The following is a 26392-nucleotide window of genomic DNA, read 5'->3' on the forward strand; positions in this document are numbered from 1 at the left end:
TCGCGCGATTTTAGCGCGAACGGTCTGGCACGAAACTGACGGCGCGCGTGCGGCACCCTGCCGCACCGCGCGCGGGCCGCCGGCGATCGGCCGGCCACCGGCTGGCGCGGTCAGCGGATCGTGTTCAGCACGGCTTCGACCGACTGGCCGATCGCGAGCAGCGCATCGTCGCGATGCGGCGCCGCCGCGAGCATCAGGCCGACCGGCGCGGCATCGCGCGGATGGCACGGCAGCGACAGCCCGCATGCATCGAGGAAGTTGAATGCGCTGGGGTTGCGCAGGATCAGCGCGTTGGTGCGCGTGAACGCGTCGTCGTCCGTTTCGAGTTCGGCGATGCGCGGCGGCACGACCGGCACCGTCGGCGCGACGAGCGCATCGAAGCGCGACCAGACCGTGTGCGCGGCTTCGTCGAGCATCGCGGCGCGTGCGGCGAGCAGGTCCAGATAGTCGGCGGCCGTCGCGGGCTCGCCCTTCAGGATCCGCGTCAGCACGCGTGGGTCGTACCGGTCGCGATGGGTGGCGAGCAGCGGGCGATGCCATGCGTACGCTTCGATCGGCGAGAAGCCGAAACGGTTGATCTCCGGCAACCGGTCGAGCGCGGGGAAGCGCACTTCGGTGACGATCGCGCCGGCGGCTTCGAGATGCTTGAGCGCGGTGTCGAGCGCAGCCGCGACGTCGGCATCGACGCCGTCCGTCACGTAGTTCGTCAGCACGCCGAGCCGCACGCCCTCGAGCGGCCGGGCAGCCGGCACGTGCGGCTCGAGCCCCGCGAGCATCCGGTCGACGAGCGCGCAGCACGCGACCGTCAGGCCGATCGGGCCGAACGAGTCGAGCGTCGTCGACAGCGGCACGCCGCCTTGCGTCGGAATCCGGCTCGCGGTCGGCTTGAAGCCCGTCAGCCCGCACAGCGCGGCCGGAATGCGGATCGAGCCGCCGGTGTCGGTGCCGAGCGCGACCGCAGCCATCCCGTCGGCGACCGATGCGGCCGCACCCGACGACGAGCCGCCCGAAATCCGTGCATCGCCCGGCACGTCGCGATGATACGGCGAGCGCGGGGTGCCGAAGTGCGGATTCAGCCCGAGCCCCGAGAACGCGAACTCGCTCATGTTGGTGCGGCCGACCAGCACCGCGCCCGCGCGCTTGAGCCGCGCGACGGCGACCGCATCGGTGTGCGCGACCGGCGCGCCGTCGAGTACGCGCGAACCCGCGCGCGTGACCTGGCCCGCGACGTCGAACAGATCCTTGACCGACACGGGAATGCCCGCGAGCGGCGACAGCACGGTGCCCGCGGCGCGCAGCCGGTCGTGTGCGTCGGCGGCCGCGCGGGCGTTGTCCGCATCGACTTCGGTGAAGACGACGGCGCCCTGGCCCGACGGATCGGCGATCCGGTCGAGTGCGGTGTCGACGAGCGCGCGGCTCGTGGTCCGGCCGGCGGCGAGATCGGCGGCGAGCTGGGCGAGCGGGGGGAAGGGCGTGAAAGTGGTCATGGCGGCTCAGGGGCGAAGATGTTGAAGAAGCGTGGAGCGAAACGAATCGATATGGCGTTCGACGGCTGCGCGCGCGCCGGCGGCGTCGCGTGCGGACAGCCGATCGAACAGCGCGCGGTGCTCGTGCTGGACGTCGGCGAGATGGTGCGGTTCGGACAGCGTGACGAACCAGAAGCGCAGCGAACGATCGTGCAGTGCGCGCAGGATGTCGGCGAGCACCGCGTTGCGTGCGGCCGCGGCGATCGTCTGATGAAACGCGCGGTCGAGCGCCATCATGCCCTCGACGTCGTGCGTGTCGACGCAGGCCTGCCCGTCGTCGAGCAGCGCGGCCAGGCGCGCGAGATCGTCGGGCGTTGCATGGCGCGCGGCGAGTTCGGCGCAGTGCGCTTCGTTGATGCGCCGCACGTCGATCACCGCGACGATGTCGTCGAGCGACAGCGGCTGCACCATCAGGCCCTTGCGCGGCATCACGGACAGCAACCCTTCGAGCACGAGCCGATGCACGGCCTGGTGCACCGGTGTGCGGCCGATCCCCGTGCGGGCGACGAGATCGGCTTCGTTGAGCGCGGCGCCCGGCTTCAGGCGCATCGTGATGATGTCCCGCTGAATCAGCGCGTACGCGCGCTCGGCGAGGCTGGCCGGCGACGCGGCGGCGCGGTCGCGGGCGACGTCGGTGAGGGTGCTCACACGGGGTGCGGCGCAAGGGCCGGAAGGGGCGCGATCATGGCGCGGATGGCTCGGAAAGGATGAACGATCTCTGGATATTATTGTGATATATCAGCGATGTCCAGCATGGTCGATACGAGGCGGGCGCGTGACCGGGCCGCTCTCCGGCGCGACTGGCCAACGACTTGCAACAATATCGACAGGATGTTGCCGGTTTGCCGCGCGATCGTGCACTGAAGCATAATGAATCCTCGTCTATCCCTACGCGCGAGCGACGCATCAGACCATCGTCATGAGCGAAAACACGCCTTCTCCGGCCGGTCTGCCCGGCACCTCTTCCGCTTCTTCCGATTCCCCCCGTCCCGATCCGGCGAAAACGCCCGCTGCGCCGGCCACGCAGGCCGCCGCGGAGAACGTCGCCGACGACGGCGCGTCGCCCGTCACGGCCGCATCCGAGCCGGGTGCGCCCGGCGCGGCGGGCGCCGTCGGTGATGGCGCCGCCTCGGCCGCGCCGCCGAAGCCCGGCTCGCCGCCGCCCGGCTTCGGCGCGCCGCCCGATTTCGACACGCCTCGGCCGCCGCCCGCGAACGCGCAGAATGCGCCGCCGGCCTACCTGAAGCAGAGCGACACGCCGTGGTCGGTGTTCGGCCGGATCGTCGCGGCCCGCGCGCGACGGCTGTTCGACCGTGCCGGCCAGCGCATCACGCAGCGCACGCTGCGCATCGGCGTGTCGGCGCGGATCTTCCATCCGGAGCCGGGCGCGAAGGGGTTGCGCGGCAAGACGCTGCAGTATCTCGAGGAGTCGATCGCCCACTGGGTGATGTCGCGCGACGTGCTCGTGTTCATGATTCCGACGGTCGGCCATCAAGGCATGATCCATCCGAGCAACATCCGCCTGCGCGATTACGCGAAGCATCTCGACGGCCTGCTGCTGCAAGGCGGCGCCGACGTGTCGCCGCAGACCTACGCGGCGTCGGATGCGCGCCCCGAATGGCCGGGCGATCGCGTGCGCGACATGTACGAGCTCGAACTGCTGCACGAATTCGTCGAGTCCGGCAAACCCGTGCTCGGCGTGTGTCGCGGCTGCCAGCTGATCAACGTCGCGTTCGGCGGCTCGCTGTACCAGGACATCGCCACCGACGTGCCGACCGCGAACGCGCACGTGAGCGAGCATTACGACCAGCATCGCCACGCGATCCGCTTCCCCGACTCGTCGACGCTCGCGAGCATGTTCCCGGGGCGCAGCGAAGCGATCGTCAACTCGATACACCACCAGGCGATCCGCGATCTCGGCCGCGATCTGAACATCGAGGCCGTGTCGGCCGGCGACGGGATCATCGAAGGCATTCGCCATCGGCGTTCGCCGTTCGTCGTCGGCGTGCAGTGGCATCCGGAGTTTCATCGTGCGGGCGGCTCGGAACTGCTGGACTGCACGCCGCTGCTCGATGCGTTCCTGCGCGCGGCGCGCGAAACGCGTCTGTAGTACGCGGCATTTTTCGCGTCGCACGACGGCCGGCCGCATCCCGATAAATTCGAGATGCGGCCGTTTCGTTTTGAACGATAATCGCGAGTTCCGATTCGTTCGCCGGAGTCTGACGTTGGCTTTCCGAAACTTCTTCCCTGCACGATGCGCGACGTGGATCGTCGCGCTGGTTGCCTGCGCACAAGCGGGCACGGCCTGGTCCGCCGATGCGACCGCACCTGCCGCCGGTACGCGTCCGGCGGTCACGAGCCTGAGCGGCGGCTCGCAGCCGGCGGCATCGGCCGCGACGGACGCCGCCGCGCAAGGCAACGTCGCCGAGCTGACGCAACTGCTGCACGACGGCCGGATCGTCGAGATGCGCACGACGTACAACGGCAGCTACGGCGCGAGCCTGATGTTCGATCCGCGGGAGATGACGTACTACGTCGCGCTGTTCCAGGACAAGAACCTGTGGCGTGTGATCCGTTCGCAGGAAAAGAACCGCGCGGAGATGGTGTACGCGAACTTCGTCCAGCAGACGGCGCAGCTTGCCGATATCGAGATCCGCCGGACCGAGCTGCAGGCGCAGAAGGCATTTCTTGAACGCGTGATCGCGCTGCAGGCGAATCGTGCGCAGCAGTTGCAGGCCGACTTGAGCATCGCGCGCAGCCAGCAGGCCGAAGTCGCGCAGCGGCAGAAGTCGGCGCAGGAGCAGGCGCAGGCGCTGCAGGTCGAGAAGCGGGCTGCGCAGTTGCAGTTGCGCGATCTGCAGGAGCAGGTGCGGCAACTCGAGAAGCAGACCGAGACGGGGCTGTCCGCGCACAAGTAACGATTCGTCGAACGGACGGAGCGAGACGAGCAAAAACCCGGCGAAGCGATCTTCGCCGGGTTTTTTATTGCGCGGGCGTCAGTGAGCGAACGCGTCCGGCGCGTCGGTCACGCGACGGTGCGACAGTTGCGACGTCCAGTCGAAACCGGCCGCGGGCGGCGGCGCCGGGCGCGCGGGCTGGGTGGCGCGCAGCGCGTTCGCCATGGCAATCAACGTGGCCGGATCGTCGAGCGAGTCGCGGGTATCGCGCGTGTCTGCCAGACGCGGCGGGGGAGCGAGCCGATCGGGTGTGCCGGTGGGGCGCGCGCTGCGCTGGGTCGACGGATGTGCGGCCAGCCGCGGCACGACCGGTGTGCGGGGCGGTGCTTTCGTTGCGCGCGGGCTGGTTGCCCGACGTGGCGAGGCAGGGTGGACCTGCCGCGCGTCGGCCGCCGCTTGCGGGTGAAGCGACGCCGGGCGAACTGCGATGCGATGCGTGGCTGGCGGCGATCCGATCGTGTTCGCGACAGGCGTCGCCACGTTGCGCTGCGGCATGACGTGCGTCGACGTACCAGATCGTGCCGTAGCGGCGTGAATCGTGCCGGTCGATGTTGCGACGACATCGGCCGAACTGCCGGCTGCTTGCGTCGCGTATGCAGGACCGAACCCCGCAGGCGGGTCGTACACGCCGATCAGCCCGCCGATGATGCCGAGTGCGCCGATGCTCCAGCAGACGGCGTAGATCGCGCGCCGATCGTGAGGGCGGCGCACGCGACGGGTGGCTGCCGCAGCCGGCGTGACGGCCACCCCGACCGAAGCCGGCAGCGATACCACCGCAGGCAGCGGTTGCCATCGGCACGCGTGGTGTGGCCGGTCGACATCGATGCAGGACGTCGTCAGTGTCGCGAGGCAGGGCCTGCCGGGCCGTGTGCCGGGCGCACCGGGGAGTCGCCATTCGCGGCCGAACGGCGGGACGTGATCGAGCGGGGTGGCGCGCGGGCGGGCGAGCGCGCCTTCGACCGGGACGAGAGGCAATGGGGTCATGAAAAGAGTACGCCGTGCGACACGGGCGACCGTGCCGGCGCGGCGCGGAAATGTCGTCGCAAATCCTGCATTGTGGTCGGCAGGCGAATGCCGGTCGATCAGATCAATCTGATTCTCGTACCCGTTTCGGGGCGACGTGTACGAGACGGATACCGCGACGGTCATGACAGGGCGCCACAAGGCAAATGTCGGGCTGACGTGGCATGATTCGCGAATCATGCCGGTGGCGCACCGTTACGCGCCGCCGGCGGGCAGCGATGCCCGTGCGCACCGGCTCGGCCCGGCGCGTCGTGCATCGTCGGATTCATGCGGTGCGGTATGCGCCGTCCGAGCTGAGCGAGAAAACATGTCCACTGCGTCCCCTGCCATCGCGCAGGAATCGAAAGTCCGCACCGTCTTCCGGGTCGTCAGCGGCAACTTCCTGGAAATGTACGACTTCATGGTCTACGGGTATTACGCGTCGGCCATCGCGAAAACGTACTTTCCGAGCGGCAACGCCTTCGCATCGCTGATGCTGTCGCTGTCGGTATTCGGCGCGGGCTTCCTGATGCGGCCGGTCGGTGCGATCGTGCTCGGCGCGTATATCGACCATCACGGCCGCCGCAAGGGGCTGATCCTGACGCTCGGGCTGATGGCGATCGGCACGCTCACGGTGGCCGCGATACCGGGATACGCGACGATCGGCGTGCTTGCGCCGGTGCTCGTGCTGTTCGGCCGGTTGCTGCAAGGTTTCTCGGCGGGCGTCGAACTCGGCGGCGTGTCGGTCTACCTGTCGGAGATCGCGACGAAGGGCCACAAGGGGTTCTACACGTCGTGGCAGTCGGGGAGCCAGCAGGTGGCCGTCGTGTTCGCCGCGTTCGTCGGCGTCGTGCTGAACCGCGCGCTGCCGGTCGAGGAAATGACCGCGTGGGGCTGGCGCATTCCGTTCCTCATCGGCTGCCTGATCGTGCCGTTCCTGTTCCTGATCCGCCGGTCGCTGAAGGAGACCGACGAATTTCTTGCAAAGCGTCACCGCCCGACGATGGGCGAGATCATGCGCTCGATGCTCGACAACTGGGGTGTCGTGGTGGCCGGCATGGGGATGGTGATCATGACGACGGTGTCGTTCTACATGATTACCGCCTACACGCCGACCTTCGGCAAGGAAGTGCTGCACCTGTCGTCGCTCGACGCGCTGGTCGTGACCGTCTGCGTCGGGATCTCGAACCTCGTGTGGCTGCCGCTGTCCGGTGCGCTGTCCGACCGCATCGGCCGTCGCCCCGTGCTCATCGCGTTCACCGTGCTGACGTTGCTGTCGGCTTACCCGGCCGTGCTGTGGCTCGTCGGCGATCCGTCGTTCCTGCGGCTGCTCGCGGTCGAGCTGTGGCTGTCGTTCCTGTACGCGTCGTACAACGGGGCGATGGTCGTCGCGCTGACCGAAGTGATGCCGGCCGACGTGCGTACGGCCGGCTTCTCGCTCGCGTACAGCCTGGCAACGACGATCGGCGGCTTCACGCCGGCGATCTCGACGCTGCTGATCCACCAGACGGGCAATAAAGCGGCGCCCGGGATGTGGTTGAGCGTGGCCGCGATCTGCGGCTTGATCGCGACGCTCGTGCTCTATCGCACCGCCGACGCGCGCAACCAGTACAAGTCGGCCTGACGGCGGCCGGTCTATCGCGCGGCGTCGGCCGCGCATCGCATCGAAAAAAGGGAGCGCCATGCGCTCCCTTTCTCGTTGGCGGTCATGCCTCGCGCAGCATGTCGGCCACCGCGGCCGCCACGTCGAGCCATGCGCCCGGCGCAGGCTGGCGGGCGATCCTGGCCTGCGGATACCACGGGCAGTCGTCGCCGGTGAACCAGCGCCAGTCGGGCGCGAACGGCAGCATGACCCACAGCGGCTTGCCGAGCGCGCCCGCGAGGTGCGCGACGGCCGTGTCGATCGTGACGACGCCGTCGAGCCGTTCGATCAGCGCCGCCGTATCGGCAAAGTCGTTCAGCCGGCCGTCGAGGCGATGCACGCGCGGATGTGCGTCGACGCGCGCTCGTTCGTCGTCGTCCAGCGCAGGCTGCAGCACGATCCAGTCGATGTCCGGCAGCGCGAGCAACGGCGCGAGCGCGTCGAACGGCATCGAGCGGTTTTCCTGCGCCTGCCGGCGCCCCGACCATGCCAGGCCGAACTTGCGTTTCGACTGCCCGCCGAGCGACCCGCGAAAGCGCCGCCGGGCGCCGTCGGGCGCATCGAGATAGCGCGAGCCGACGATGTCTTCCGGCTGAAGCCCGAGCAGGAACGGCAGGCTCATCAGCGTGCAGCCGACGTCCGCGACAGGCGGCTTCGCGGCGCCTTGCGCGATGAGCGTCACGCGCCAGCGCGACGCGGCCGGCGTCAGCAGTGCGACGAGTTCCGGCTGGACTTCGAGCACGACGCGCGCGCAGCGTGCGCGGGCCAGCGGCACGAAGCGCACGAACTGCAGCGTGTCGCCGAACCCCTGTTCCGCGCGAATCAGCAACGTACGCGACGCAATCGGCTCGCCCTGCCAGCGCGGCAGCGCGCCGAGCGGCGTCGCGCCGGGCGTCTCGTGGCGCGCTTCGTAGGCGGGCAGGCCGCGCGTGAAGTCGCGCAGCGTCAGCAGCGTGACCGCGCGATGCAGCCGCGCGAGCGTGAGATCGGGCGCGACGCGCAGCGCCTGGTCGAATGCGCGCAGCGCCATCTCGTGCGCGCCGAGCGCGTGATGCGCGTTGCCGAGATTCAGCCACGCGAGCCCGAACGACGGATCGAGCCCGACGGCGCGTTCGTAGTAGGGCAGCGCGTCGCGGTGGCGCGCCTGCGCGCAGAGTGCGTTCGCGAGCCCGAACAGCGCGAGCGGAAACGGCGGGTGCAGCGCGAGCGCGGCTTCGAAGGCGGCGGCCGCCTCGGCATGCCGGCCGACCGCGTCGAACGTGTTGCCGAGATTGAAATGCGCGGCGACGAACCGCGGCTGCGCGGCGATCGCGGCCTGGAAGTGCGTGATCGCCTCGTCGGCGCGACCCATCGCGCTCAGCGCCATCGCGAGATTGTTGTGCGCGCCCGCATGCCCGGGCCGGAGCTCGAGCGCGCGACGGAACGCGGCGAGCGCGTCGTCGTGGCGGCCGAGCGCGTTCAGCGCGTTGCCGAGATTGTTGTGGATCGATGCGTCGTCGGGCGTGAGCTGCAGCGCGCGGCCGAAGGCGTCGATCGCATCGTCGTGACGCTGCACCGCCGCATAGGCGTTGCCGAGGTTGTAGTGCGCGAGCGGAAACTCGGGCGCGAGCGTCAGCGCGTTGCGAAAGCGGTCGATCGCTTCGTCGAGCCGGCCGAGCGCTTTCAGCGCGTTGCCGAGATTGAGCTGCAGCGCGGCATCGTCCGGACGCAGCGCGACGGCGCGGCCGACGAGATCGGCCGCCTCGGCGTGCTGGCCCTGCTGGTGCCGCAGCACGCCGAACAGGTGCAGCGCGTCGGCGTCGGCGGGGTTGGAGGCGAGCGCGTTGCGATAGCCGTGCTCGGCCTCGGCGAGGCGACCCGCGCGGTGCGCGGCGTATGCCCGGTCGAATGCGGAATCCATGACGCGAAAACTGGCGGAAAGCGCGTATTTTCCCACACCGTGCGGCGCGGGCGCGTATCGGCCGGTCGGCATATGGCCCCGTGACGCGGAGCGGCGTAGACTTGCAGAGTCGCGTGTCATCGAGGGTCTCATGGCTGACACACTGTCCGATATCCCACCCGTGCTGATCGTCGGCGCGGGGCCGACCGGCCTTGCCGCGGCGATGAGCCTCGCGCGTGCCCGCGTGCCGGTGCGCATCATCGATCGTCTCGTCGCGCCGGCGCCGTTTTCGCGTGCGATCGGCATCCAGGCGCGCACGCTCGAGCTGCTGGAGCAGCATCGTGCGGTCGAACCGTTTCTCGCGCTCGGCCATCGCGCACATGCGGCCGAGCTGCATGCCGACGGCCGCGTGATCGCACGGCTCGATTTCGATCCGCTGCAAACGCGCTATCCGTATCTGATGTTTCTCGATCAGAGCATCACCGAGCGGCTGCTCGCCGAACACCTGGCCACATTGGGCGTGACCGTCGAACGCGGGACGACGCTGACCGCATGCGACGCGGGCGGCACGTCGCTCGACGTGACGCTGCGCCGCGCCGACGGCCGCGAAGAGTCGTTCACCCCGTCATACCTGATTGCCGCCGACGGCGCGCACAGCACGGTCAGGCATCTCCTCGGCCTCGGCTTTGCCGGGCATGCGTTCGAACAGACTTTCCTGCTTGCCGATTTCGCGGCGATACCCGAATGGTCGGACGAGGAGATCCATCTGTTCACGACGCCCGCAGGCATCGCGGGCCTGTTTCCGATGGGAGGCGGCCGTTACCGGCTCGTGGCGGACCGGCCGCCCGGCAGCGGTGCGTCGCCCGACGCACCGGCTCCGTCGCTCGCGGAATGCGACGCGATCATCCGCGCGCGCGTCGGCGCGTCGATCTCGCCAAGCGATCTCGCGTGGTCGTCCTATTTCCACCTGCACAGCCGGATGGTCGACCGGCTGCGTCATGGCCGCGTGTTCTTCGCGGGCGACGCCGCGCACGTCCACAGCCCGGCCGGCGCGCAGGGCATGAACACCGGCATCCAGGAGGCGTTCAACCTCGGCTGGAAGCTTGCGCGCGTCCTCGGCGCAGGCGCGCCCGAGCGGTTGCTCGACACGTATCACGCGGAGCGCCATCCGATCGAGCGCGACGTGTTGCGGCAGACTGGTTTCGTCACCCAGGTGGTCGAAGCCGAACGCGGTGCGATGAAGCTGCTGCGCGATCATGTCGTGCCGCTGCTGGCGTCGTTCGGGCCGATGCGCGACGCGCTCAGGCGCACGGTGAGCGAACTCGGCGTGCAGTATCGGAAGAGTCCGCTCACGCTCGAGCGCGTGCTCGACGGCGGCCCGCGCGCGGGCGAGCGCGCGCCCGATGCGCTCGTGCACGTGCTCGACGGGCCGCTCGGTCGGGCGCCCGGCACGGCGCGGCTATACGATCTTCACGATCCGGCGAGTTTCACGCTGTTGCTGCTGGAAGAACCGGTGAATACCGACGCCGGCGAAGTGCCGCCGATCCCGGCCGATGCGCAGGCGCTCGTGCAGGGGCTCGAACGGATCATGCCGGAAGCGGTGCGCGTGTGGCGCGTCGCCGATGCCGAAGGCGACGGTGCGGCGGGGCTCGCGCAGGAATACGGCCGCTCGCGGCCGTCGTTCTATCTGCTGCGGCCCGATGGCTATGTCGCCGCGCGGGGGCGCACGGCGACCGACGCCAACGCATTGCTGCGCCACTGCGAAAGCTGGTTCGCGGGCATGTCGGTGTCCGCCTAGCCGGGCGGTCAGGCGGGCGCCGTGGCAGGGACGAGCGACGCGCGATGCGCGGCGACCGCATCGCGCACGATCGGCATCGCGCGTTGCCCGGCTTCGCTCGACGGGTCGTCGAGCGCGGCGAGCAACGCGCGTCGCATCCGCGGCTCCCAGAAGCGCCGGATATGCTCAGCGATCCCGGTCAGCGCTTCGTCGCGATCGGGCATCGATTCGAAGAATGCGCCGATCTGATTGGCCATGTCGATCAGGTGGTCGTTGTCCATTGCGGCCTCACTTGCCTGTCGTGACGGCGGCCGGCGCGGCGGCGCGGCGCTCGAGCAAGTCGAGCTGCTCCGAGTTGAAGCGCGCATACGCGCGCTGCCAGTCGGACGGCTGCGCAACCGGCATCACCTGCACGGCAGTCACCTTGTATTCGGGGCAGTTCGTCGCCCAGTCGGAGCTGTCCGTCGTGATCACGTTCGCGCCCGATTCGGGAAAGTGGAACGTGGTGTACACGACGCCCGGCTGCATGCGCTCCGTCACGAGCGCGCGCAGCACCGTCTGCCCCGCGCGCGATTCGATGCCGACCCAGTCGCCGGTGCGGATCCCGCGATCCTCGGCATCGTGCGGATGGATCTCGAGGCGATCCTCTTCGTGCCACCGCACGTTTTCGGTCCGGCGCGTCTGCGCGCCGACGTTGTATTGCGACAGGATGCGGCCCGTCGTCAGGATCAGCGGATAGCGCTGCGTGACCTTCTCCGGCGTCGGAATGAACTTGGTGATCACGAACCGGCCCTTGCCGCGCACGAACGTGTCGATGTGCATGGTCGGCGTGCCTTCCGGCGCGTGTTCGTTGCACGGCCACTGGATGCTGCCGAGTGCGTCGAGCTTGTCGTACGACACGCCCGAGAAGGTCGGCGTGAGCCGCGCGATCTCGTCCATGATTTCCGACGGATGCGTGTAGTGCATGTCGTAGCCGAGCGCCTGCGACAGCAGCAGCGTGACTTCCCAGTCCGCGTAGCCCGCGAGCGGCGGCATCACCTTGCGCACGCGCGAGATCCGGCGTTCCGCATTCGTGAACGTGCCGTCCTTCTCGAGGAACGTCGAGCCCGGCAGCAGCACGTGCGCGTATTTCGCGGTTTCGTTCAGGAAGATGTCCTGCACGACGATGCATTCCATCGCCGACAGCGCGGCCGCGACATGCTGCGTGTTCGGGTCCGACTGGACGATGTCCTCGCCCTGGCAGTAAAGCCCCTTGAAGCTGCCGTCGAGCGCGGCGTCGAACATGTTCGGGATCCGCAGCCCGGGTTCCGGCTGCAGCGTGGCCGCCCACGCCTGCTCGAACTGCGTGCGCACGACTTCGTCGCCGATGTGGCGGTAGCCGGGCAGTTCGTGCGGGAACGAGCCCATGTCGCACGAACCCTGCACGTTGTTCTGGCCGCGCAGCGGATTGACGCCGACGCCTTCGCGGCCGACGTTGCCGGTCGCCATCGCGAGGTTCGCGATGCCCATCACCGTCGTCGAGCCCTGCGCGTGTTCGGTCACGCCCAGCCCGTAATAGATCGCGGCGTTGCCGCCCGTTGCGTACAGGCGCGCGGCGGCGCGGACCAGCTCGGCTGGCACGCCCGTCACGTCCGCTGTCGCCTCGGGCGAATTGTCGGCATGCGCGACGAAGTCGCGCCATTGCTCGAACGCGCGCGTCTCGCAGCGCTCGGCGACGAATGCGTCGGCCACCAGCCCTTCGGTGACGATCACGTGCGCCAGTGCATTGACGATCGCGACGTTGGTGCCCGGACGCAACTGCAGGTGGTGCGTGGCCTTCACGTGCGGGCCGTCGACCACGTCGATGCGGCGCGGGTCGATCACGATCAGCTTCGCGCCTTCGCGCACGCGCCGCTTCAGCCGCGAGCCGAACACCGGATGGCCGTCGGTCGGGTTCGCGCCCATCACGACGATCACGTCGGCCTGGCCGACCGATGCGAACGTCTGCGTGCCGGCCGATTCGCCGAGCGTCGCCTTGAGGCCATAGCCGGTCGGCGAGTGACACACGCGCGCGCAGGTATCGACGTTGTTGTTGCCGAATGCGGCGCGCACGAGCTTCTGCACGAGATAGGTTTCCTCGTTCGTGCAGCGCGACGACGTGATGCCGCCGATCGAGTCGCGGCCGTACTTCTGCTGCAGCTTGCGGAATTGCGTCGCCGCGTAGGTGAGGGCTTCGTCCCAGCTCACTTCGCGCCACGGATCGGTGATCTTCTCGCGGATCATCGGCTTCGTGATGCGGTCCTTGTGCGTCGCATAGCCCCACGCGAAGCGTCCCTTCACGCATGCGTGGCCTTCGTTCGCGAGACCGTTCTTGTGCGGCGTCATGCGCACGACCTGCGTGCCCTTCATCTCGGCCTTGAACGAGCAGCCGACGCCGCAGTACGCGCAGGTCGTGATCACCGAGTGCTCGGCCTGCCCGAGCTGCACGACGGATTTTTCCTGCAGCGTGGCCGTCGGGCAGGCGGCCACGCATGCGCCGCACGACACGCATTCCGACGCCATGAACGATTCGCTTTCGCCCGCGGCGACGCGCGATTCGAAGCCGCGTGCGGCGATCGTCAGCGCGAACGTGCCCTGCGTTTCCTCGCACGCGCGCACGCAGCGGTTGCAGACGATGCATTTCGACGGGTCGTACGTAAAGTACGGGTTCGACTCGTCCTTCGTGTCCTTCAGGTGATTCGCGCCGTCGAAGCCGTAGCGCACTTCGCGCAGGCCGACCACGCCCGCCATGTCCTGCAGCTCGCAGTCGCCGTTGGCCGGGCAGGTGAGGCAGTCGAGCGGGTGGTCGGAAATGTACAGCTCCATCACGTTGCGGCGCAGCGACTGCAGCCGGTCCGACTGCGTGCGCACCTTCATGCCGGCTTCGGCGGGTGTCGTGCACGACGCCGGATAGCCGCGCCGGCCCTCGATCTCGACGAGGCACAGCCGGCACGAGCCGAACGGCTCGAGCGAATCGGTCGCGCAGAGCTTCGGGATGTTGATGCCGGCTTCGATCGCCGCGCGCATCACCGACGTGCCGGCTGGCACGGTGACCGGCTGGCCATCGATTTCGAGCGTGACGTCGGTGTCGGCATGCCGTTGCGGCGTGCCGTAGTCGGTATCGTCCAACGGATCGCGGGCGCGCGCCTGTGCGGCGCTCTTGCACGCGCATTGGCCCGAGCCGCAGCCGCCTTGGCGGACGTTGTTCGTGTCGAGGGACATGCAGGGCTCCTTCTGGGTCAGGCCGCAGCCTTGACCGGGCCCGACGCGGCATCCTTGCCGGCAGCGAGCCCGAAATCTTCGGGGAAATGGTCGAGCGCGGACAGCACCGGGTACGGCGTCATGCCGCCCATCGCGCACAGCGAGCCGGCGAGCATCGTGTCGCACAGGTCGCGCAACAGCGTGACCTGCCGCTCCGACGTATCGCCGTCGCGAATCCGCGCGATCGTCTCGACGCCGCGCGTCGAACCGATCCGGCACGGCGTGCACTTGCCACACGATTCGATCGCGCAGAACTTCATCGCGTATTCGGCCAGCTCGGCGAGATTCGACGTGTCGTCGTGCAGCACGATGCCGCCGTGGCCGACCACCGCGCCGATCGCCGTGTACGCCTCGTAGTCGAGCGGCACGTCCCACTGGTGGTCGGGCAGGTAGGTGCCGAGCGGGCCGCCGACCTGTGCGGCGCGTGCCGGCCGGCCGCTGGCCGTGCCGCCGCCGAAGTCGAACAGCAGTTCGCGCAGCGTGACGCCGAACGCGAGCTCGACGAGGCCGCCGTGACGGATGTTGCCTGCCAGCTGGAACGGCAGCGTGCCGCGCGAGCGGCCCATCCCGTAGTCGCGATAGAACGCGGCGCCGCGCGCGAAGATCACCGGCGCCGTCGCGAGCGTGATTACGTTGTTGATCACGGTCGGCTGGCCGAACAGGCCCGCGAGCGCGGGCAGCGGCGGCTTCGCGCGCACGACGCCGCGCTTGCCCTCGAGCGATTCGAGCAGCGCCGTTTCCTCGCCGCATACGTACGAGCCCGCGCCTTTCGCAACGTGCAGCTCGAACGCGTGCGCGGAGCCGAGCACGTGCTCGCCGAGCCAGCCGGCTTCGCGCGCGCGGCCGATCGCGGCTTCGAGCGTGGCGATCGCGTGCGGGTATTCGCTGCGCACGTAGATGTAGCCGACCGTCGCGCCGGTGGCGACGCCCGCGATGATCATCCCTTCGATCAGGCAGTACGGATCGCATTCCATCAGCAGGCGGTCGGAGAACGTGCCCGAATCGCCTTCGTCCGCGTTGCAGACGATGTATTTCTGCGTGGCGCGCGCTTGCCGCACGGTACGCCACTTGATGCCGGCCGGAAACGCCGCGCCGCCGCGGCCGCGCAGCCCCGACTCGATCAGCGTTTCGCATGCGGCGTCGCCGTCGAGCGCCAGTGCGTTCTTCAGGCCGGCGAGGCCGTCGTGTTGCAGGTAGTCGTCGATCGACAGCGGATCGGTCAGGCCGATGCGCGCGAACGTGAGCCGCTGCTGGCGCGCCAGATAGGGCAGCGCGTCGACGAGGCCGACGCCGCTCGGATGCGTGCCGCCTTCGAGCCAGTTGGCGTCGAACAGGGCCGGCACGTCGGCGGCCGACAGGTTCGCATAGCCGACGCGGCCCGCGGCCGTCCCGACTTCGACGAGCGGTTCGAGCCACAGCAGCCCGCGAGAACCGTTGCGGATCACCTCGACCGCGACGCCGCGCCGTTCGGCTTCGGCCGTGATCGCGGCGGCGAGCGCGTCGGCGCCGAGTGCCAGCGCGGACGAATCGCGCGGAACGTAGATGCGGGTCGTCATGCGGCCTCCGGCGTGTGGGCGACCGCGTCGGCCAGCAGGGCGTCGAACTTCTCCGGCGTGACCTTTGCGTGGAGCACCCCGTTGACCGTCATCGACGGCGATTGCGCGCACAGCCCGAGGCAGTAGACCGATTCGAGCGCGACGTCGTCCGGCGTGTGGGCGGCGGCGGCATCGCCGTGCGCGGCGTCGAACCGGCAGCCCGTGCGGGCTTCCGCGTGGGCGGCGAGCGTTTCGCAGCCCATGCTGCGGCACGCTTCGGCGCGGCACATCTGGATCGTCACGCGTGCGGGCGGCGCGGTGCGGAAATGGTGGTAGTAGGTCAGGACGCCGTGCACTTCCGCGCGCGACAGGTTCAGCGCCTTTGCGAGCGGCGCGACGCAGCCCGGCGGCACGTAGCCCGCCTCGTCCTGGATCGCGTGCAGGATCGCGACGAGCGACCGGCCGGCGTGCGCATGGCGCTCGACGAGCGCGTCGGGCGCGGGGGAATTCGGGGACATCGGTTATGCTCCTCCAAAGTCTCATATGCGCTCGAAATTCATATAGTGCGCAGCGGGACTTCGTTCTGATTGATTTCGACCAACGATAAGCGGAAGATTTCGCGGTCGCAATAGGAAATCGGGGTGCATAATTGATTCGGATCGAATGCGACGCGTATCTGACCGTACGCGACACGGAAGGCCGTTCGGCCAGTCTGTCCGACGTCGCTCCGCTGCTGGAGCTCGTGGCCGATACGGGCAGCATCGCGCAGGCCGCGCAAGCCAAGGGGCTGTCGTACCGGCACGCGTGGGGCATGCTGCGCGCGCTGGAATCGTGCATCGGCGGGGAATTGATCGAAACCGCGCGCGGCAAGGGTTCGACGGTGTCGGCGCTCGGGCAGGCGGTCGTCGATGCGCAGCGTCTGGCACGCAGCCGCCTCGACGGAAACCTGCGCACGCTGGCGGCCGAGGTGGCCAGCGAGCTGAACCGGCGGCTCGCGCAGCGCGACGGCGCCGTGCGCATTCATGCGTCGCACGGTTACGCGGTCGCGACGCTCGTTTCCGCGCTCGTCGATGCGCAGGCGGCCGTCGACATCAAGTATCGCGAAAGCGTCGAGGCCGTGCAGGCGCTCGCGCGCGGCGAATGCGATCTCGCGGGCTTCCATTTGCCGCGCGGCGCGTTTCGCGCGCAGTGCGCGCAAATCTACCGGCCCTGGCTCGACGACACGCGCCACGTGCTGATTCACCTGACGCGCCGCCAGCAGGGGCTGTTCGTCCCGCGCGGCAACCCGAAGCAGGTGCGCGGGCTGGCGGATCTGGCGCGCGACGACATCCGCTTCGTCAACCGCCAGCCGGGATCGGGCACGCGCATGTTGCTGGATCTTGCGTTGCGCGCGATCGGCATCGACCCGGAGCGCATCGACGGCTATGCGTCGGCCGAACTCACGCATTCGGCGATCGCGGCGTTCGTCGCGAGCGGAATGGCCGATCTGGGGTTCGGCGTCGAGCCGGCTGCCCATCATTTCGGGCTCGACTTCATCCCGATCGTCGACGAGGACTATTACTTCGCATGCGAACGCGCACGGCTCGATGTGCGGCCGCTCGCCGATGTGCTGGCACTGCTGCGTGACGCACGCTTCGTCGAGCGTGTCGCGCATCTGGACGGCTACGATCCGGCCGCGTGCGGCGCGCTGGAGCCCATCGCCGCCGGGCTGGCCGGCCGCGACGACGCGAGTGGCGCGGACGGCAATTCGCGGTAACGAAGACGCGATCGAGCCGCGCTGCAACAGTGGGGGAATTGCGCTACGCTTGCCGCTTGATCAACGTTCCAACAAGCACGCCGTTCAGGCGTCATCCCGCCATGAAATTTTCCGTTCCCCTTGCCGCGGCAGCGTTGACCGCGGGGCTGCTGGTCGTCGCTTCGCCGTTTGCGTTCGCGCAGAATTCCCCGGGGGTGCCCGGCGGTATCCTCAGCGAACAGTTCCGCCTGAACGAACATCCACAGATGCCGTTCGCGGCGTCGGCGCCGTCGGAGAAATATCAGAGCGGCAAAAAGTCGGCATTGCGCCGCAAGGGTGACCTGGGCGACCCGAACGGCTGCAACCTGAAGTGCCCGATGGATGCCCGGTAACGGGCAGGCGGCGTGTGTGCGCGCGAGCGAGGCGCGCCTGTCTTCGGCACAGCGGTTTGATCAACTGGCAGACGGCAGCAGACGCTCCACTTGATTCCACTCTATTCGAGCCCCGCGAAGCCTGCCGCTTCGCGGGGCTCGTGCATTTGCGGCCCTTCACGCGATACGGGGTGGACGAAGCGGCCATTCGCCCGCATTGCCGTTCCGACGCGAATCTAGGGTTAACCCGCAAATCAGGAAGGATGTCTTCCTGAAACCTGCCTTATTCTTAAGCATCCACCTACATAAACTTCGGTTTGTCGGCGCTGATCAAGGTGTTCACCGCCGAATCAGACAAATCTGGAGGTAGGTCATCATGAAGTCGCTCGTTCAAGCCGTTGTCGTTGCTGCTGCTCTCGTTGCTCCGGTCGCTTCGTTCGCCCAGTCGGGTTCGACGATCACCCGAGCGCAGGTGCGCGCCGAACTGGTTCAACTCCAGCAGGCCGGTTACAACTCAGCCCGCGGCGAAGATCCGCACTATCCGGAAGCGATCCAGGCCGCCACGGCCCGTATCGCTGAGCAGCAGCGCAGCGCGCTGGCACAAGCTCAAGGCGCCGACGCCAGCGGCTACGGTGCGCAGGCACAGGGCGCATCGGCGTCGGGTTCGCGCGCAATGGGCGTGCGCCCGGCCAGCGCGGAAGAAATGAAGTCGCTGTATCGCGGCAGTTAAGCCGCGTATCGCCCGGTATGGGCAGGTGCGGGCGCGGCGCTGCGCCCGACGCCCGAACCATCAGGCCGGTCACCGCCCGGCGCAGCGATGATCGCGCGGGCGCGGCAGAACATCCGTCACCTCCTGCCGCCGGATATCGGCGGCATTCCGCCCGGCCCATCCGTGGCTGGGCGCTTTTTCGGAGGGAGTCGGACGTGCGTTTCGCCGGAAACAAAAAACCCCGCAGACTTCCGTCATGCGGGGTTCGTGCGACGAGCGCGGAATTTGGTGGAGGCGGCGGGAATCGAACCCGCGTCCAGAAGCGCTCCACGACTAGTTCTACATGTTTAGTCCAGTCTTTTGATTTAACCGCAGCGACGCGGACGAACACGCTGCACTACGGCGATTCGCTGGATTTTCGACCCTGGCGTCGCGACGCCGACAGGGCTTAACTGACGTAAATGACCTCTGGCGGTATTGCTACCGGTCTTGCGACACTAGCCCGTCAGTGAACTAGGCAGAGGACGGCGGCCCTTAGGCTGCCAGTGCGAACGTATCGTCGTTTGCAGTTACGATTTTCCCATTGATTAACGAGGTGACGGGTCCTCGACATGCCCTAGCCGCTTCACAACCCCTGTCGAAACCAGGTCGCCCCCGCGGATAAGATCAAACATTATAGCCCAACATCGCGCAGCAGGTCCCGCAGTTCCTGCGTCGTGTCGACGAGGTGCTGGGCCTGCCAGTCGACCGGCGCGACGCCGTCGCCGCAATAGCCGTACGCAGCTGCCACTGTGGCCATGCCGGCGGCGCTGCCGGCCTGAATGTCGCGCAGGTCGTCGCCGACGTAGACGATGCGCGCAGGCGCGAGCGCCAACTGGTCGGCCGCATGTAGCAGCGGGGCCGGATGCGGCTTCGAGTGCGGCGTTGTGTCGCCCCCGACGACGCACGCGGCGCGCGGCGCGAGACCGAGCAGCTCGACGAGCGGCGCCGTGAGCCGCATCGCCTTGTTCGTGACGATGCCCCAGCGCACGCCGCGCGCATCGAGTTCGTCGAGCACGTCGCCGATGCCGGGGAACAGCGTCGTATGCACGCAGAGATCGGTTGCGTAGTTGGCCAGGAACTCGTCGCGCATCGCATCGTAGCCGGGCGTGTGCGGATCGATGCCGAACGCGCCGCCGAGCAGGCCGCGCGCGCCGGCCGAGGCCAGCGGCCGCAACACGTCGAGCGACGTTTCGGGTAGGCCGCGCTCGCGCTGCATCTTGTTGACGGCTGCCGCGAGATCGGGCGCCGTGTCGGCGAGCGTGCCGTCCAGATCGAACAGGATCGCATCGCAGTGCAGCAAGCGCGGTTCGTCAGCGATCCGCGCAGTCGAAAGGGGAGTCGTCATGCCGGTCGAAAGGTCATGCGCCGCGTCGGCATGCGACGAGGTAGTTGATGTCGGTGTCGTTCGACAGCGCGAAGCGCTTGCCGATCGGGTGATACGTGATGCCCTTGATCTCGACGATGTGCAGATCCGTCGCGCGCACGAAGCCGGCCAGTTCCGACGGGCGGATGAAGCGCGCGTAATCGTGCGTACCCTTCGGCAGCATTTGTGCGATGTATTCCGCGCCGATCACCGCGAACAGATAGGACTTCAGGTTGCGGTTCAGCGTCGAGAAGAACACCCAGCCGCCCGGTTTCACGAGCGTCGCGCACGCGGCCACGATATCGCCGGGTGACGGCACGTGCTCGAGCATCTCCATGCATGTGACGACGTCGTAGGTGCCCGGTTCGCGCGCGGCGATCGCTTCGGCGGCGATCGCCTCGTAATCGACCGAAATGCCGCTTTCGAGGCTGTGCAGGTCGGCAACGCCGAGCGCTTCGGTCGACAGATCGATGCCTTTCACCTGGGCGCCGAGCCCGGCCATCGATTCGGACAGGATGCCGCCGCCGCAGCCGATGTCGAGCGCGCGCTTGCCGGCGAGGTGCGCATGCGCGTCGATCCAGCCGAGCCGCACCGGGTTCAGGTCGTGCAGCGGCTTGAATTCGGCATTCGGATCCCACCATCGGTGGGCGAGGTCGCTGAATTTCTGGAGTTCGTGCGGATCGGCGTTGGTCATGTCGGCAAACGGGCTACGAGAGGAGGGCGATGCATCGGTGCGTCAGCCCCGAGTATATAAGCGGGCGGACGACGAGGCCAGCGAGCGCCTGGACGGGCATCAATGAAAAAGCCCCGCCGGAGCGGGGCTTTGAAGCAGTCGAAAACCGCGGCTTACTGCGCCGGAACGGTCGTCTTCTGCACTTCTTGCGTACCGACCACTTCGACTTCCACGCGGCGGTCCGGTGCGAGGCAGGCGATGAGTTGCTTGCGGTTCTTCTGGTTGCAGCCGGTCGTGACCGGGTTGCGCTTGCCCTTGCCTTCCGTGTAGATCTTGTTGGCCGGCACACCCTTGCTGACCAGGTACGACTTCACGGCTTGCGCACGGCGCAGCGACAGACGGTCGTTGTACTTGTCCGAACCGATGCGGTCCGTGTAGCCCGTTGCGACGACCACTTCCGTGTTCATGCCCTGGATCTTCGATGCCAGTTCGTCCAGCTTCTGCTTGCCCAGCGGCTTGAGCGTTGCCTTGTCGAAGTCGAACAGTGCGTCAGCTTGATACGTGATCTTCTGGCTCGTGATGGCCGGAGCGACCGGAGCGACCGGCGGCTGCGGTGCCTGGGCGACCAGTGCGCCATCGCACTTCGCGTTGGCGGTGGCCGGCGTCCAGAACGCATCGCGCCAGCAGAGCTCGTTCGTGCCGTTCATCCACACCCATTCGCCCGTGCCGTTCACCCAGTTGTCATTGACGGCTTGACGCGACGCCGGCACCGACTGTGCCGAAGCGGATGCAGCCATAACTGCGGTAGCTGCAATGAACGCGAGCTTTGAAAGTTTATTCATATTTCTCCTCTCGAAATTGAGATTACCGCAGGTTTACTGCGAGCCTGTTGACGGTGACAAGTCATACATTGCTCGAAGTATAACATTGGTGCGGCACAAAAAACGCGGCACCGCTCTGTGTAGACTTCGAGCAGCGTCTAACTTTCAGTGCGTTGGCATTTTGCCATATCGTTCCCTTCCTACGAAAAAAAATCCTCCCCACCCCAAGATCGCTTCAACTTTGTGGTGCATGCGCAACACCGGCCTGCCGTAACTTTTAGAGATTGTCAAGAGCGTGGCCGGGAAATCGTACGAATGCATGCCATCGTTTACTCGCGCGCGTGAAACACGGCGGATGGGATCGTATGCGACGTCTCCAGTCGCGCGCGATTTCGGCCGATTCGCCGCCGCCGCGATTTTTGCTGTTTACATATAGAGGGGGAGCGGATTGGCGGCTGATGGGCGCATGTTAGAATCTCGCGTTGCGTTGCGCATGCAGCGCCCACGCGAAAGGCGTTCGCCGTCTTCGCTCCGAAACGATACGGATACATGGATCAATTCGCCAAAGAGACCCTGCCCACCTCCCTCGAGGAGGAAATGCGCCGTTCGTATCTCGATTACGCGATGAGCGTGATCGTCGGACGTGCCCTTCCGGATGTCCGCGATGGCCTGAAGCCCGTGCACCGGCGCGTATTGTTCGCGATGCACGAACTGAACAACGACTGGAACCGCGCGTACAAGAAATCGGCGCGTATCGTCGGTGACGTGATCGGTAAATATCACCCTCACGGTGATACCGCGGTCTACGACACGATCGTGCGGATGGCGCAGGACTTCTCGCTGCGCTACATGCTGATCGACGGGCAGGGCAACTTCGGCTCGATCGACGGCGACAATGCCGCGGCGATGCGTTACACCGAAATTCGCATGGCGAAGATCGGTCACGAACTGCTCGCCGACATCGACAAGGAAACGGTCGATTTCGAGCCGAACTACGACGGCAACGAAACGCAGCCGTCGGTCCTGCCGTCGCGTATTCCGAACCTGCTGATCAACGGCTCGTCGGGCATCGCGGTCGGCATGGCGACCAACATTCCGCCGCACAACCTGAACGAAGTCGTCGACGCGTGCCAGCATCTGCTCGGCAATCCGGAGGCGACGATCGACGAGCTGATCGAGATCATCCCGGCGCCGGACTTCCCGACGGCCGGCATCATCTACGGCGTCGCCGGCGTGCGCGACGGCTACCGCACCGGGCGCGGCCGTGTCGTGATGCGCGCGGCCACGCATTTCGAGGAGATCGACCGCGGCCAGCGGATGGCGATCATCGTCGACGAGCTGCCGTACCAGGTGAACAAGCGCTCGCTGCTTGAGCGGATCGCCGAGCTCGTCAACGAGAAGAAGCTCGAAGGCATTTCCGACATCCGCGACGAGTCCGACAAGAGCGGCATGCGCGTCGTGATCGAGCTCAAGCGCGGCGAAGTGCCGGAAGTGGTGCTGAACAACCTGTACAAGGCGACGCAGCTTCAGGACACGTTCGGCATGAACATGGTCGCGCTCGTCGACGGCCAGCCGAAGCTGCTGAACCTGAAGGAAATCCTGCAGTGCTTCCTGTCGCATCGACGCGAAGTGCTGACGCGCCGCACGATCTACGAACTGCGCAAGGCCCGCGAGCGCGGCCACGTGCTCGAAGGTCTCGCGGTCGCGCTCGCGAACATCGACGAGTTCATCGCGATCATCAAGGCTGCACCGACGCCGCCGATCGCGAAGCAGGAACTGATGGCGAAGCCGTGGGATTCGTCGCTCGTGCGCGAGATGCTGACGCGCGCCGAGAGCGAGAACGCGGCGGCCGGCGGCCGGTCCGCGTACCGTCCGGAAGGCCTGAACCCGGCGTTCGGGATGCAGACCGACGGGCTGTACCGCCTGTCCGACACGCAGGCGCAGGAAATCCTGCAGATGCGTCTGCAGCGCCTGACCGGCCTCGAGCAGGACAAAATCATCGGTGAGTACCGCGAAGTGATGGCACAGATCGCCGACCTGCTGGACATCCTCGCGCGCCCCGAGCGGATCACGACGATGATCGGCGAGGAGCTGACGTCGGTGAAGGCCGAATTCGGCGACGCGCGCCGCTCGAAGATCGAGCTGAACGCGACCGAGCTGAACACCGAGGATCTGATCACGCCGCAGGACATGGTCGTCACGATGTCGCATGCGGGCTACGTGAAGTCGCAACCGCTGTCCGAGTACCGCGCGCAGAAGCGCGGCGGTCGCGGCAAGCAGGCGACGCAGATGAAGGAAGACGACTGGATCGAGACGCTCTTCATCGCGAACACGCACGACTACATCCTGTGCTTCTCGAACCGCGGCCGCGTGTACTGGGTCAAGGTCTATGAAGTGCCGCAGGGCTCGCGCAACTCGCGCGGTCGTCCGATCGTCAACATGTTCCCGCTGCAGGAAGGCGAGAAGATCAACGTCGTGCTGCCGGTCAAGGAATTCTCGGCCGACAAGTTCATCTTCATGGCGACGTCGCTCGGCACCGTGAAGAAGACGCCGCTCGAAGCATTCAGCCGCCCGATGAAGAAGGGCATCATCGCGGTCGGCCTCGACGATGGCGACTACCTGATCGGTGCGTCGATCACCGACGGCGCGCACGACGTGATGCTGTTCTCGGATTCCGGCAAGGCAGTGCGTTTCGACGAGAACGACGTGCGTCCGATGGGGCGCGAGGCGCGCGGCGTGCGCGGCATGCAACTCGAGGACGGGCAGCAGGTCATCGCGATGCTGGTCGCGGGCAGCGAGGAGCAGACCGTGCTCACCGCAACCGAGAACGGCTACGGCAAGCGCACCCCGATCACCGAATACACGCGTCACGGCCGCGGCACGAAGGGCATGATCGCGATCCAGACGTCCGAGCGCAACGGCAAGGTCGTGGCCGCCACGCTGGTCGACGCCGAGGATCAGATCATGCTGATCACGACGGCCGGCGTGTTGATTCGCACCCGTGTTTCCGAGATACGCGAGATGGGGCGCGCCACGCAAGGTGTTACACTCATCAGTCTCGATGAGGGTACCAAGCTCTCTGGCCTGCAGCAGATCGCGGAGGCCGAAGAGGGAGAGGGCGAGGCCGACGAGGCGTCGGACGGCGAAGCCTGAAGAACGGATGAGACTCTGGCCGCCGCGGGCGAAAAGCGCCGCGGCCGGCGAGCAACCATTCATATTTCCAAAAGGGAGTGATGATGCAAAAGCAATTCAAGCAACTGGTTCTGCTGGCTGCACTGGTGCCGACGTTCGCGATGGCGCAGGCGCTGTCGAATTCCGCACCGGCTGCTCCGGCGGCAGCTGCGCCGATCGACGCCGACAAGAAGGCGGCGATCAAGGATCTGCTCGACGCGATCGACGCGCCGAAGCTCGTGTCGGCAATCGGCAACAGCGCCGAAATGCAGGCCAAGCAGCTCGTGCCGGCGATCCTGTCGGACGCGCTGTCGGAAAACAAGACGCTGAACGACAAGCAGAAGCAGGCTGCCGTTCCGACGCTGCAGAAGAACGCGGTGCCGAAGCTGGTCGACGGTGCAGGCAAGGTGTTCGGCACGCAGCAGTTCCAGAGCGACGCGATGTCGGCTCAGTACGACGCGTACGCGAAGTACTACAGCACGTCGGAGATCAAGGATCTGACGACGTTCTACAAGAGCCCGACGGGCCGCAAGTTCATCCAGGTTCAGGATCAGGTCGGTCGCGACGTGGTCAACGGCCTGATGCAGAAGTACATGCCGCAAGCGATCCAGGCAACGCGTACGCAGGCTGACAAGGAAGTCGCAGCAGTCAAGCCGGGCAAGTAAGCTGTCCGGGCACGCCCCCGGCCGTTCGGCCAGGTTTGGCGGGAGCCTGACGACAGTGCGATAATGGCCGTTTGCGCGCGAGCGCAAGCGGCCATTTCTTTTCTGGCGCGTTTTGCCGGCGGCAAGCCGGTCGCGTCCCTCCCGAGGTTTTCACGATGCGCGTCTTTAATTTCTCCGCCGGCCCCGCGGCGATGCCCGAGGAAGTGTTGCGGCAGGCCGCCGACGAAATGCTCGACTGGCACGGCAGCGGCATGAGCGTGATGGAGATGAGCCATCGCGGCAAGGAGTTCATGTCGATCCACGAGGCCGCGCTGACCGACCTGCGCGACCTGCTCGGCGTGCCGGCGAGCCACCGGATCCTGTTCCTGCAGGGCGGCGGCATCGCGGAAAACGCGATCGTGCCGATGAACCTGCTCGGCTCGCGCAAGACGGCCGACTTCGTCGTGACGGGTTCGTGGTCGCAGAAATCGTTCGGCGAGGCGAAGAAGTTCTGCACGCCGCATCTGGCCGCGACCGGCAAGACGGAGGGCGGCTTCACGCGCGCGCCCGCGCGCGCCGAATGGCAGCTGTCGGACGATCCCGCCTACGTGCATCTGTGTACCAACGAGACGATCGACGGCGTCGAGACGTTCGAGATCCCCGATCTCGGCGACGTGCCGCTGGTCGCGGATGTCTCGTCGCACATCCTGTCGCGCCCGATGGACGTCGCGAAGTACGGCGTGCTGTTCGGCGGTGCGCAGAAGAACATCGGGATGGCCGGCGTGACGGTCGTGATCGTGCGCGAGGATCTGCTCGATCGCGCGCTGTCGATCTGTCCGTCCGCATTCGAATGGAAGACCATCGCCGCGAACAACTCGCTGTACAACACGCCGCCCACCTACGCGATCTACATCGCGGGCCTTGTGTTCCAGTGGCTGAAGCGGCAGGGCGGCCTCGAAGCGATCGAGGCCCGCAATATCGAAAAATCGAAGCTGCTCTACGACACGATCGACGCGAGCAGTTTCTATCTGAACAAGGTCGAGCCGGCAGCACGTTCGCGGATGAACGTGCCGTTTTTCCTGGCCGACGAAACGCGCAACGAAGACTTCCTTGCCGGCGCAAAGGCGCGCGGGCTGCTGCAGCTGAAGGGCCACAAGTCCGTCGGCGGCATGCGGGCGTCGATCTACAACGCGGTGCCGCTCGAGGGCGTGAAGGCGCTCGTCGAGTACATGAAGGACTTCGAGCAGCGCGGCGCCTGACCGCGGC

The 26392-nt window shown here is 67.2% G+C and carries 21 protein-coding genes and 1 other RNA gene; 10 read left to right on the top strand and 12 right to left on the bottom strand.

The genetic code is table 11. The features are described 5' to 3' along the window. Positions 1–110: 110 nt before the first annotated feature. The gene (locus tag WT24_RS11455; protein WP_060033546.1) at positions 111–1487 is read right to left on the bottom strand and encodes an amidase; all 1377 of its coding nucleotides are present in this window, start codon (positions 1485–1487) and stop codon (positions 111–113) included. 6 nt (positions 1488–1493) lie between these two features. Next, complete coding sequence (locus WT24_RS11460) at positions 1494–2174, bottom strand: GntR family transcriptional regulator (RefSeq protein ID WP_059499973.1); 681 nt, start codon at positions 2172–2174, stop codon at positions 1494–1496. A gap of 271 nt (positions 2175–2445) precedes the next feature. Here WT24_RS11460 and WT24_RS11465 point away from each other — a divergent pair, with 271 nt between their 5' ends. Beyond that, positions 2446–3636 (top strand): gamma-glutamyl-gamma-aminobutyrate hydrolase family protein, encoded by a 1191-nt coding sequence (locus WT24_RS11465; protein ID WP_059499974.1) that lies wholly within the window; start codon positions 2446–2448, stop codon positions 3634–3636. Positions 3637–3751: 115 nt separating this feature from the next. Further along, positions 3752–4444 carry a DUF2968 domain-containing protein gene (locus WT24_RS11470; RefSeq protein ID WP_060033549.1) on the top strand — a complete coding sequence of 231 codons (693 nt, stop codon included), beginning with the start codon at positions 3752–3754 and terminating at the stop codon, positions 4442–4444. Between the two features lie 78 nt (positions 4445–4522). On the opposite strand, the gene WT24_RS11475 is transcribed toward WT24_RS11470, so the two are convergent. Continuing rightward, positions 4523–5467 carry a hypothetical protein gene (locus tag WT24_RS11475; RefSeq protein ID WP_179949339.1) on the bottom strand — a complete coding sequence of 315 codons (945 nt, stop codon included), beginning with the start codon at positions 5465–5467 and terminating at the stop codon, positions 4523–4525. A 346-nt stretch (positions 5468–5813) separates the two neighbouring features. Between WT24_RS11475 and WT24_RS11480 the strand changes: the two genes are divergently transcribed. Further along, entirely contained in the window at positions 5814–7109 is a 1296-nt protein-coding gene (locus WT24_RS11480; protein ID WP_060033552.1) for an MFS transporter, read from the top strand. A gap of 82 nt (positions 7110–7191) precedes the next feature. On the opposite strand, the gene WT24_RS11485 is transcribed toward WT24_RS11480, so the two are convergent. Further along, positions 7192–9099, bottom strand: coding sequence for a tetratricopeptide repeat protein (locus tag WT24_RS11485; RefSeq protein ID WP_059791550.1), 1908 nt, complete (start codon positions 9097–9099; stop codon positions 7192–7194). Between the two features lie 58 nt (positions 9100–9157). Between WT24_RS11485 and WT24_RS11490 the strand changes: the two genes are divergently transcribed. Continuing rightward, positions 9158–10804: an FAD-dependent monooxygenase gene (locus WT24_RS11490; RefSeq protein WP_060033555.1), complete on the top strand. Its 1647-nt coding sequence runs from the start codon at positions 9158–9160 to the stop codon at positions 10802–10804. An 8-nt stretch (positions 10805–10812) separates the two neighbouring features. On the opposite strand, the gene WT24_RS11495 is transcribed toward WT24_RS11490, so the two are convergent. The 4 genes from WT24_RS11495 to WT24_RS11510 are packed head-to-tail and all read right to left on the bottom strand — an operon-like array spanning position 10813 to position 16115. Further along, on the bottom strand, positions 10813–11064 hold the full coding sequence (locus WT24_RS11495; protein WP_060033557.1) for a formate dehydrogenase subunit delta: 252 nt from the start codon (positions 11062–11064) through the stop codon (positions 10813–10815). A gap of 7 nt (positions 11065–11071) precedes the next feature. Then, the gene (gene fdhF, locus WT24_RS11500) at positions 11072–14023 is read right to left on the bottom strand and encodes a formate dehydrogenase subunit alpha (RefSeq protein WP_060033560.1); all 2952 of its coding nucleotides are present in this window, start codon (positions 14021–14023) and stop codon (positions 11072–11074) included. 17 nt (positions 14024–14040) lie between these two features. Continuing rightward, positions 14041–15618, bottom strand: coding sequence for an NADH-quinone oxidoreductase subunit NuoF (locus WT24_RS11505; RefSeq protein WP_060033563.1), 1578 nt, complete (start codon positions 15616–15618; stop codon positions 14041–14043). After that, positions 15615–16115, bottom strand: coding sequence for an NAD(P)H-dependent oxidoreductase subunit E (locus WT24_RS11510; protein WP_060033566.1), 501 nt, complete (start codon positions 16113–16115; stop codon positions 15615–15617). Before WT24_RS11510 ends, WT24_RS11505 begins: the two co-directional genes overlap by 4 nt. Positions 16116–16246: 131 nt before the next feature. Here WT24_RS11510 and WT24_RS11515 point away from each other — a divergent pair, with 131 nt between their 5' ends. The 3 genes from WT24_RS11515 to WT24_RS11525 all read left to right on the top strand — a co-directional run bounded on the left by WT24_RS11515 (position 16247) and on the right by WT24_RS11525 (position 18433). Then, complete coding sequence (locus WT24_RS11515) at positions 16247–17353, top strand: substrate-binding domain-containing protein (RefSeq protein WP_060033568.1); 1107 nt, start codon at positions 16247–16249, stop codon at positions 17351–17353. Between the two features lie 101 nt (positions 17354–17454). Further along, entirely contained in the window at positions 17455–17724 is a 270-nt protein-coding gene (locus WT24_RS11520) for a hypothetical protein (protein WP_059791540.1), read from the top strand. Positions 17725–18079: 355 nt separating this feature from the next. Then, on the top strand, positions 18080–18433 hold the full coding sequence (locus tag WT24_RS11525; RefSeq protein WP_059791538.1) for a DUF4148 domain-containing protein: 354 nt from the start codon (positions 18080–18082) through the stop codon (positions 18431–18433). A gap of 265 nt (positions 18434–18698) precedes the next feature. Here the strand turns inward: WT24_RS11525 and ssrA are convergent. The 4 genes from ssrA to ompA all read right to left on the bottom strand — a co-directional run bounded on the left by ssrA (position 18699) and on the right by ompA (position 21332). Continuing rightward, positions 18699–19068, bottom strand: a transfer-messenger RNA (tmRNA) gene (gene ssrA, locus WT24_RS11530). Between the two features lie 17 nt (positions 19069–19085). Then, positions 19086–19799, bottom strand: coding sequence for a phosphoglycolate phosphatase (gph, locus tag WT24_RS11535; RefSeq protein WP_060033571.1), 714 nt, complete (start codon positions 19797–19799; stop codon positions 19086–19088). A gap of 13 nt (positions 19800–19812) precedes the next feature. Beyond that, the gene (gene ubiG / locus WT24_RS11540) at positions 19813–20511 is read right to left on the bottom strand and encodes a bifunctional 2-polyprenyl-6-hydroxyphenol methylase/3-demethylubiquinol 3-O-methyltransferase UbiG (protein ID WP_059501696.1); all 699 of its coding nucleotides are present in this window, start codon (positions 20509–20511) and stop codon (positions 19813–19815) included. Positions 20512–20663: 152 nt separating this feature from the next. Further along, positions 20664–21332: an outer membrane protein OmpA gene (gene ompA, locus WT24_RS11545; RefSeq protein ID WP_006400736.1), complete on the bottom strand. Its 669-nt coding sequence runs from the start codon at positions 21330–21332 to the stop codon at positions 20664–20666. Positions 21333–21860: 528 nt separating this feature from the next. Between ompA and gyrA the strand changes: the two genes are divergently transcribed. From gyrA to serC, 3 genes are all read left to right on the top strand, one after another. Further along, the gene (gyrA, locus tag WT24_RS11550) at positions 21861–24464 is read left to right on the top strand and encodes a DNA gyrase subunit A (protein WP_059501694.1); all 2604 of its coding nucleotides are present in this window, start codon (positions 21861–21863) and stop codon (positions 24462–24464) included. An 83-nt stretch (positions 24465–24547) separates the two neighbouring features. Beyond that, positions 24548–25147 (top strand): DUF2059 domain-containing protein, encoded by a 600-nt coding sequence (locus tag WT24_RS11555; RefSeq protein ID WP_006486966.1) that lies wholly within the window; start codon positions 24548–24550, stop codon positions 25145–25147. Positions 25148–25302: 155 nt separating this feature from the next. Beyond that, positions 25303–26385, top strand: coding sequence for a 3-phosphoserine/phosphohydroxythreonine transaminase (gene serC / locus WT24_RS11560; protein ID WP_059501692.1), 1083 nt, complete (start codon positions 25303–25305; stop codon positions 26383–26385). The last annotated feature ends 7 nt before the right edge of the window (positions 26386–26392 follow it).

The organism is Burkholderia sp. MSMB1078WGS, from assembly GCF_001528895.1.
Lineage (GTDB): Bacteria > Pseudomonadota > Gammaproteobacteria > Burkholderiales > Burkholderiaceae > Burkholderia.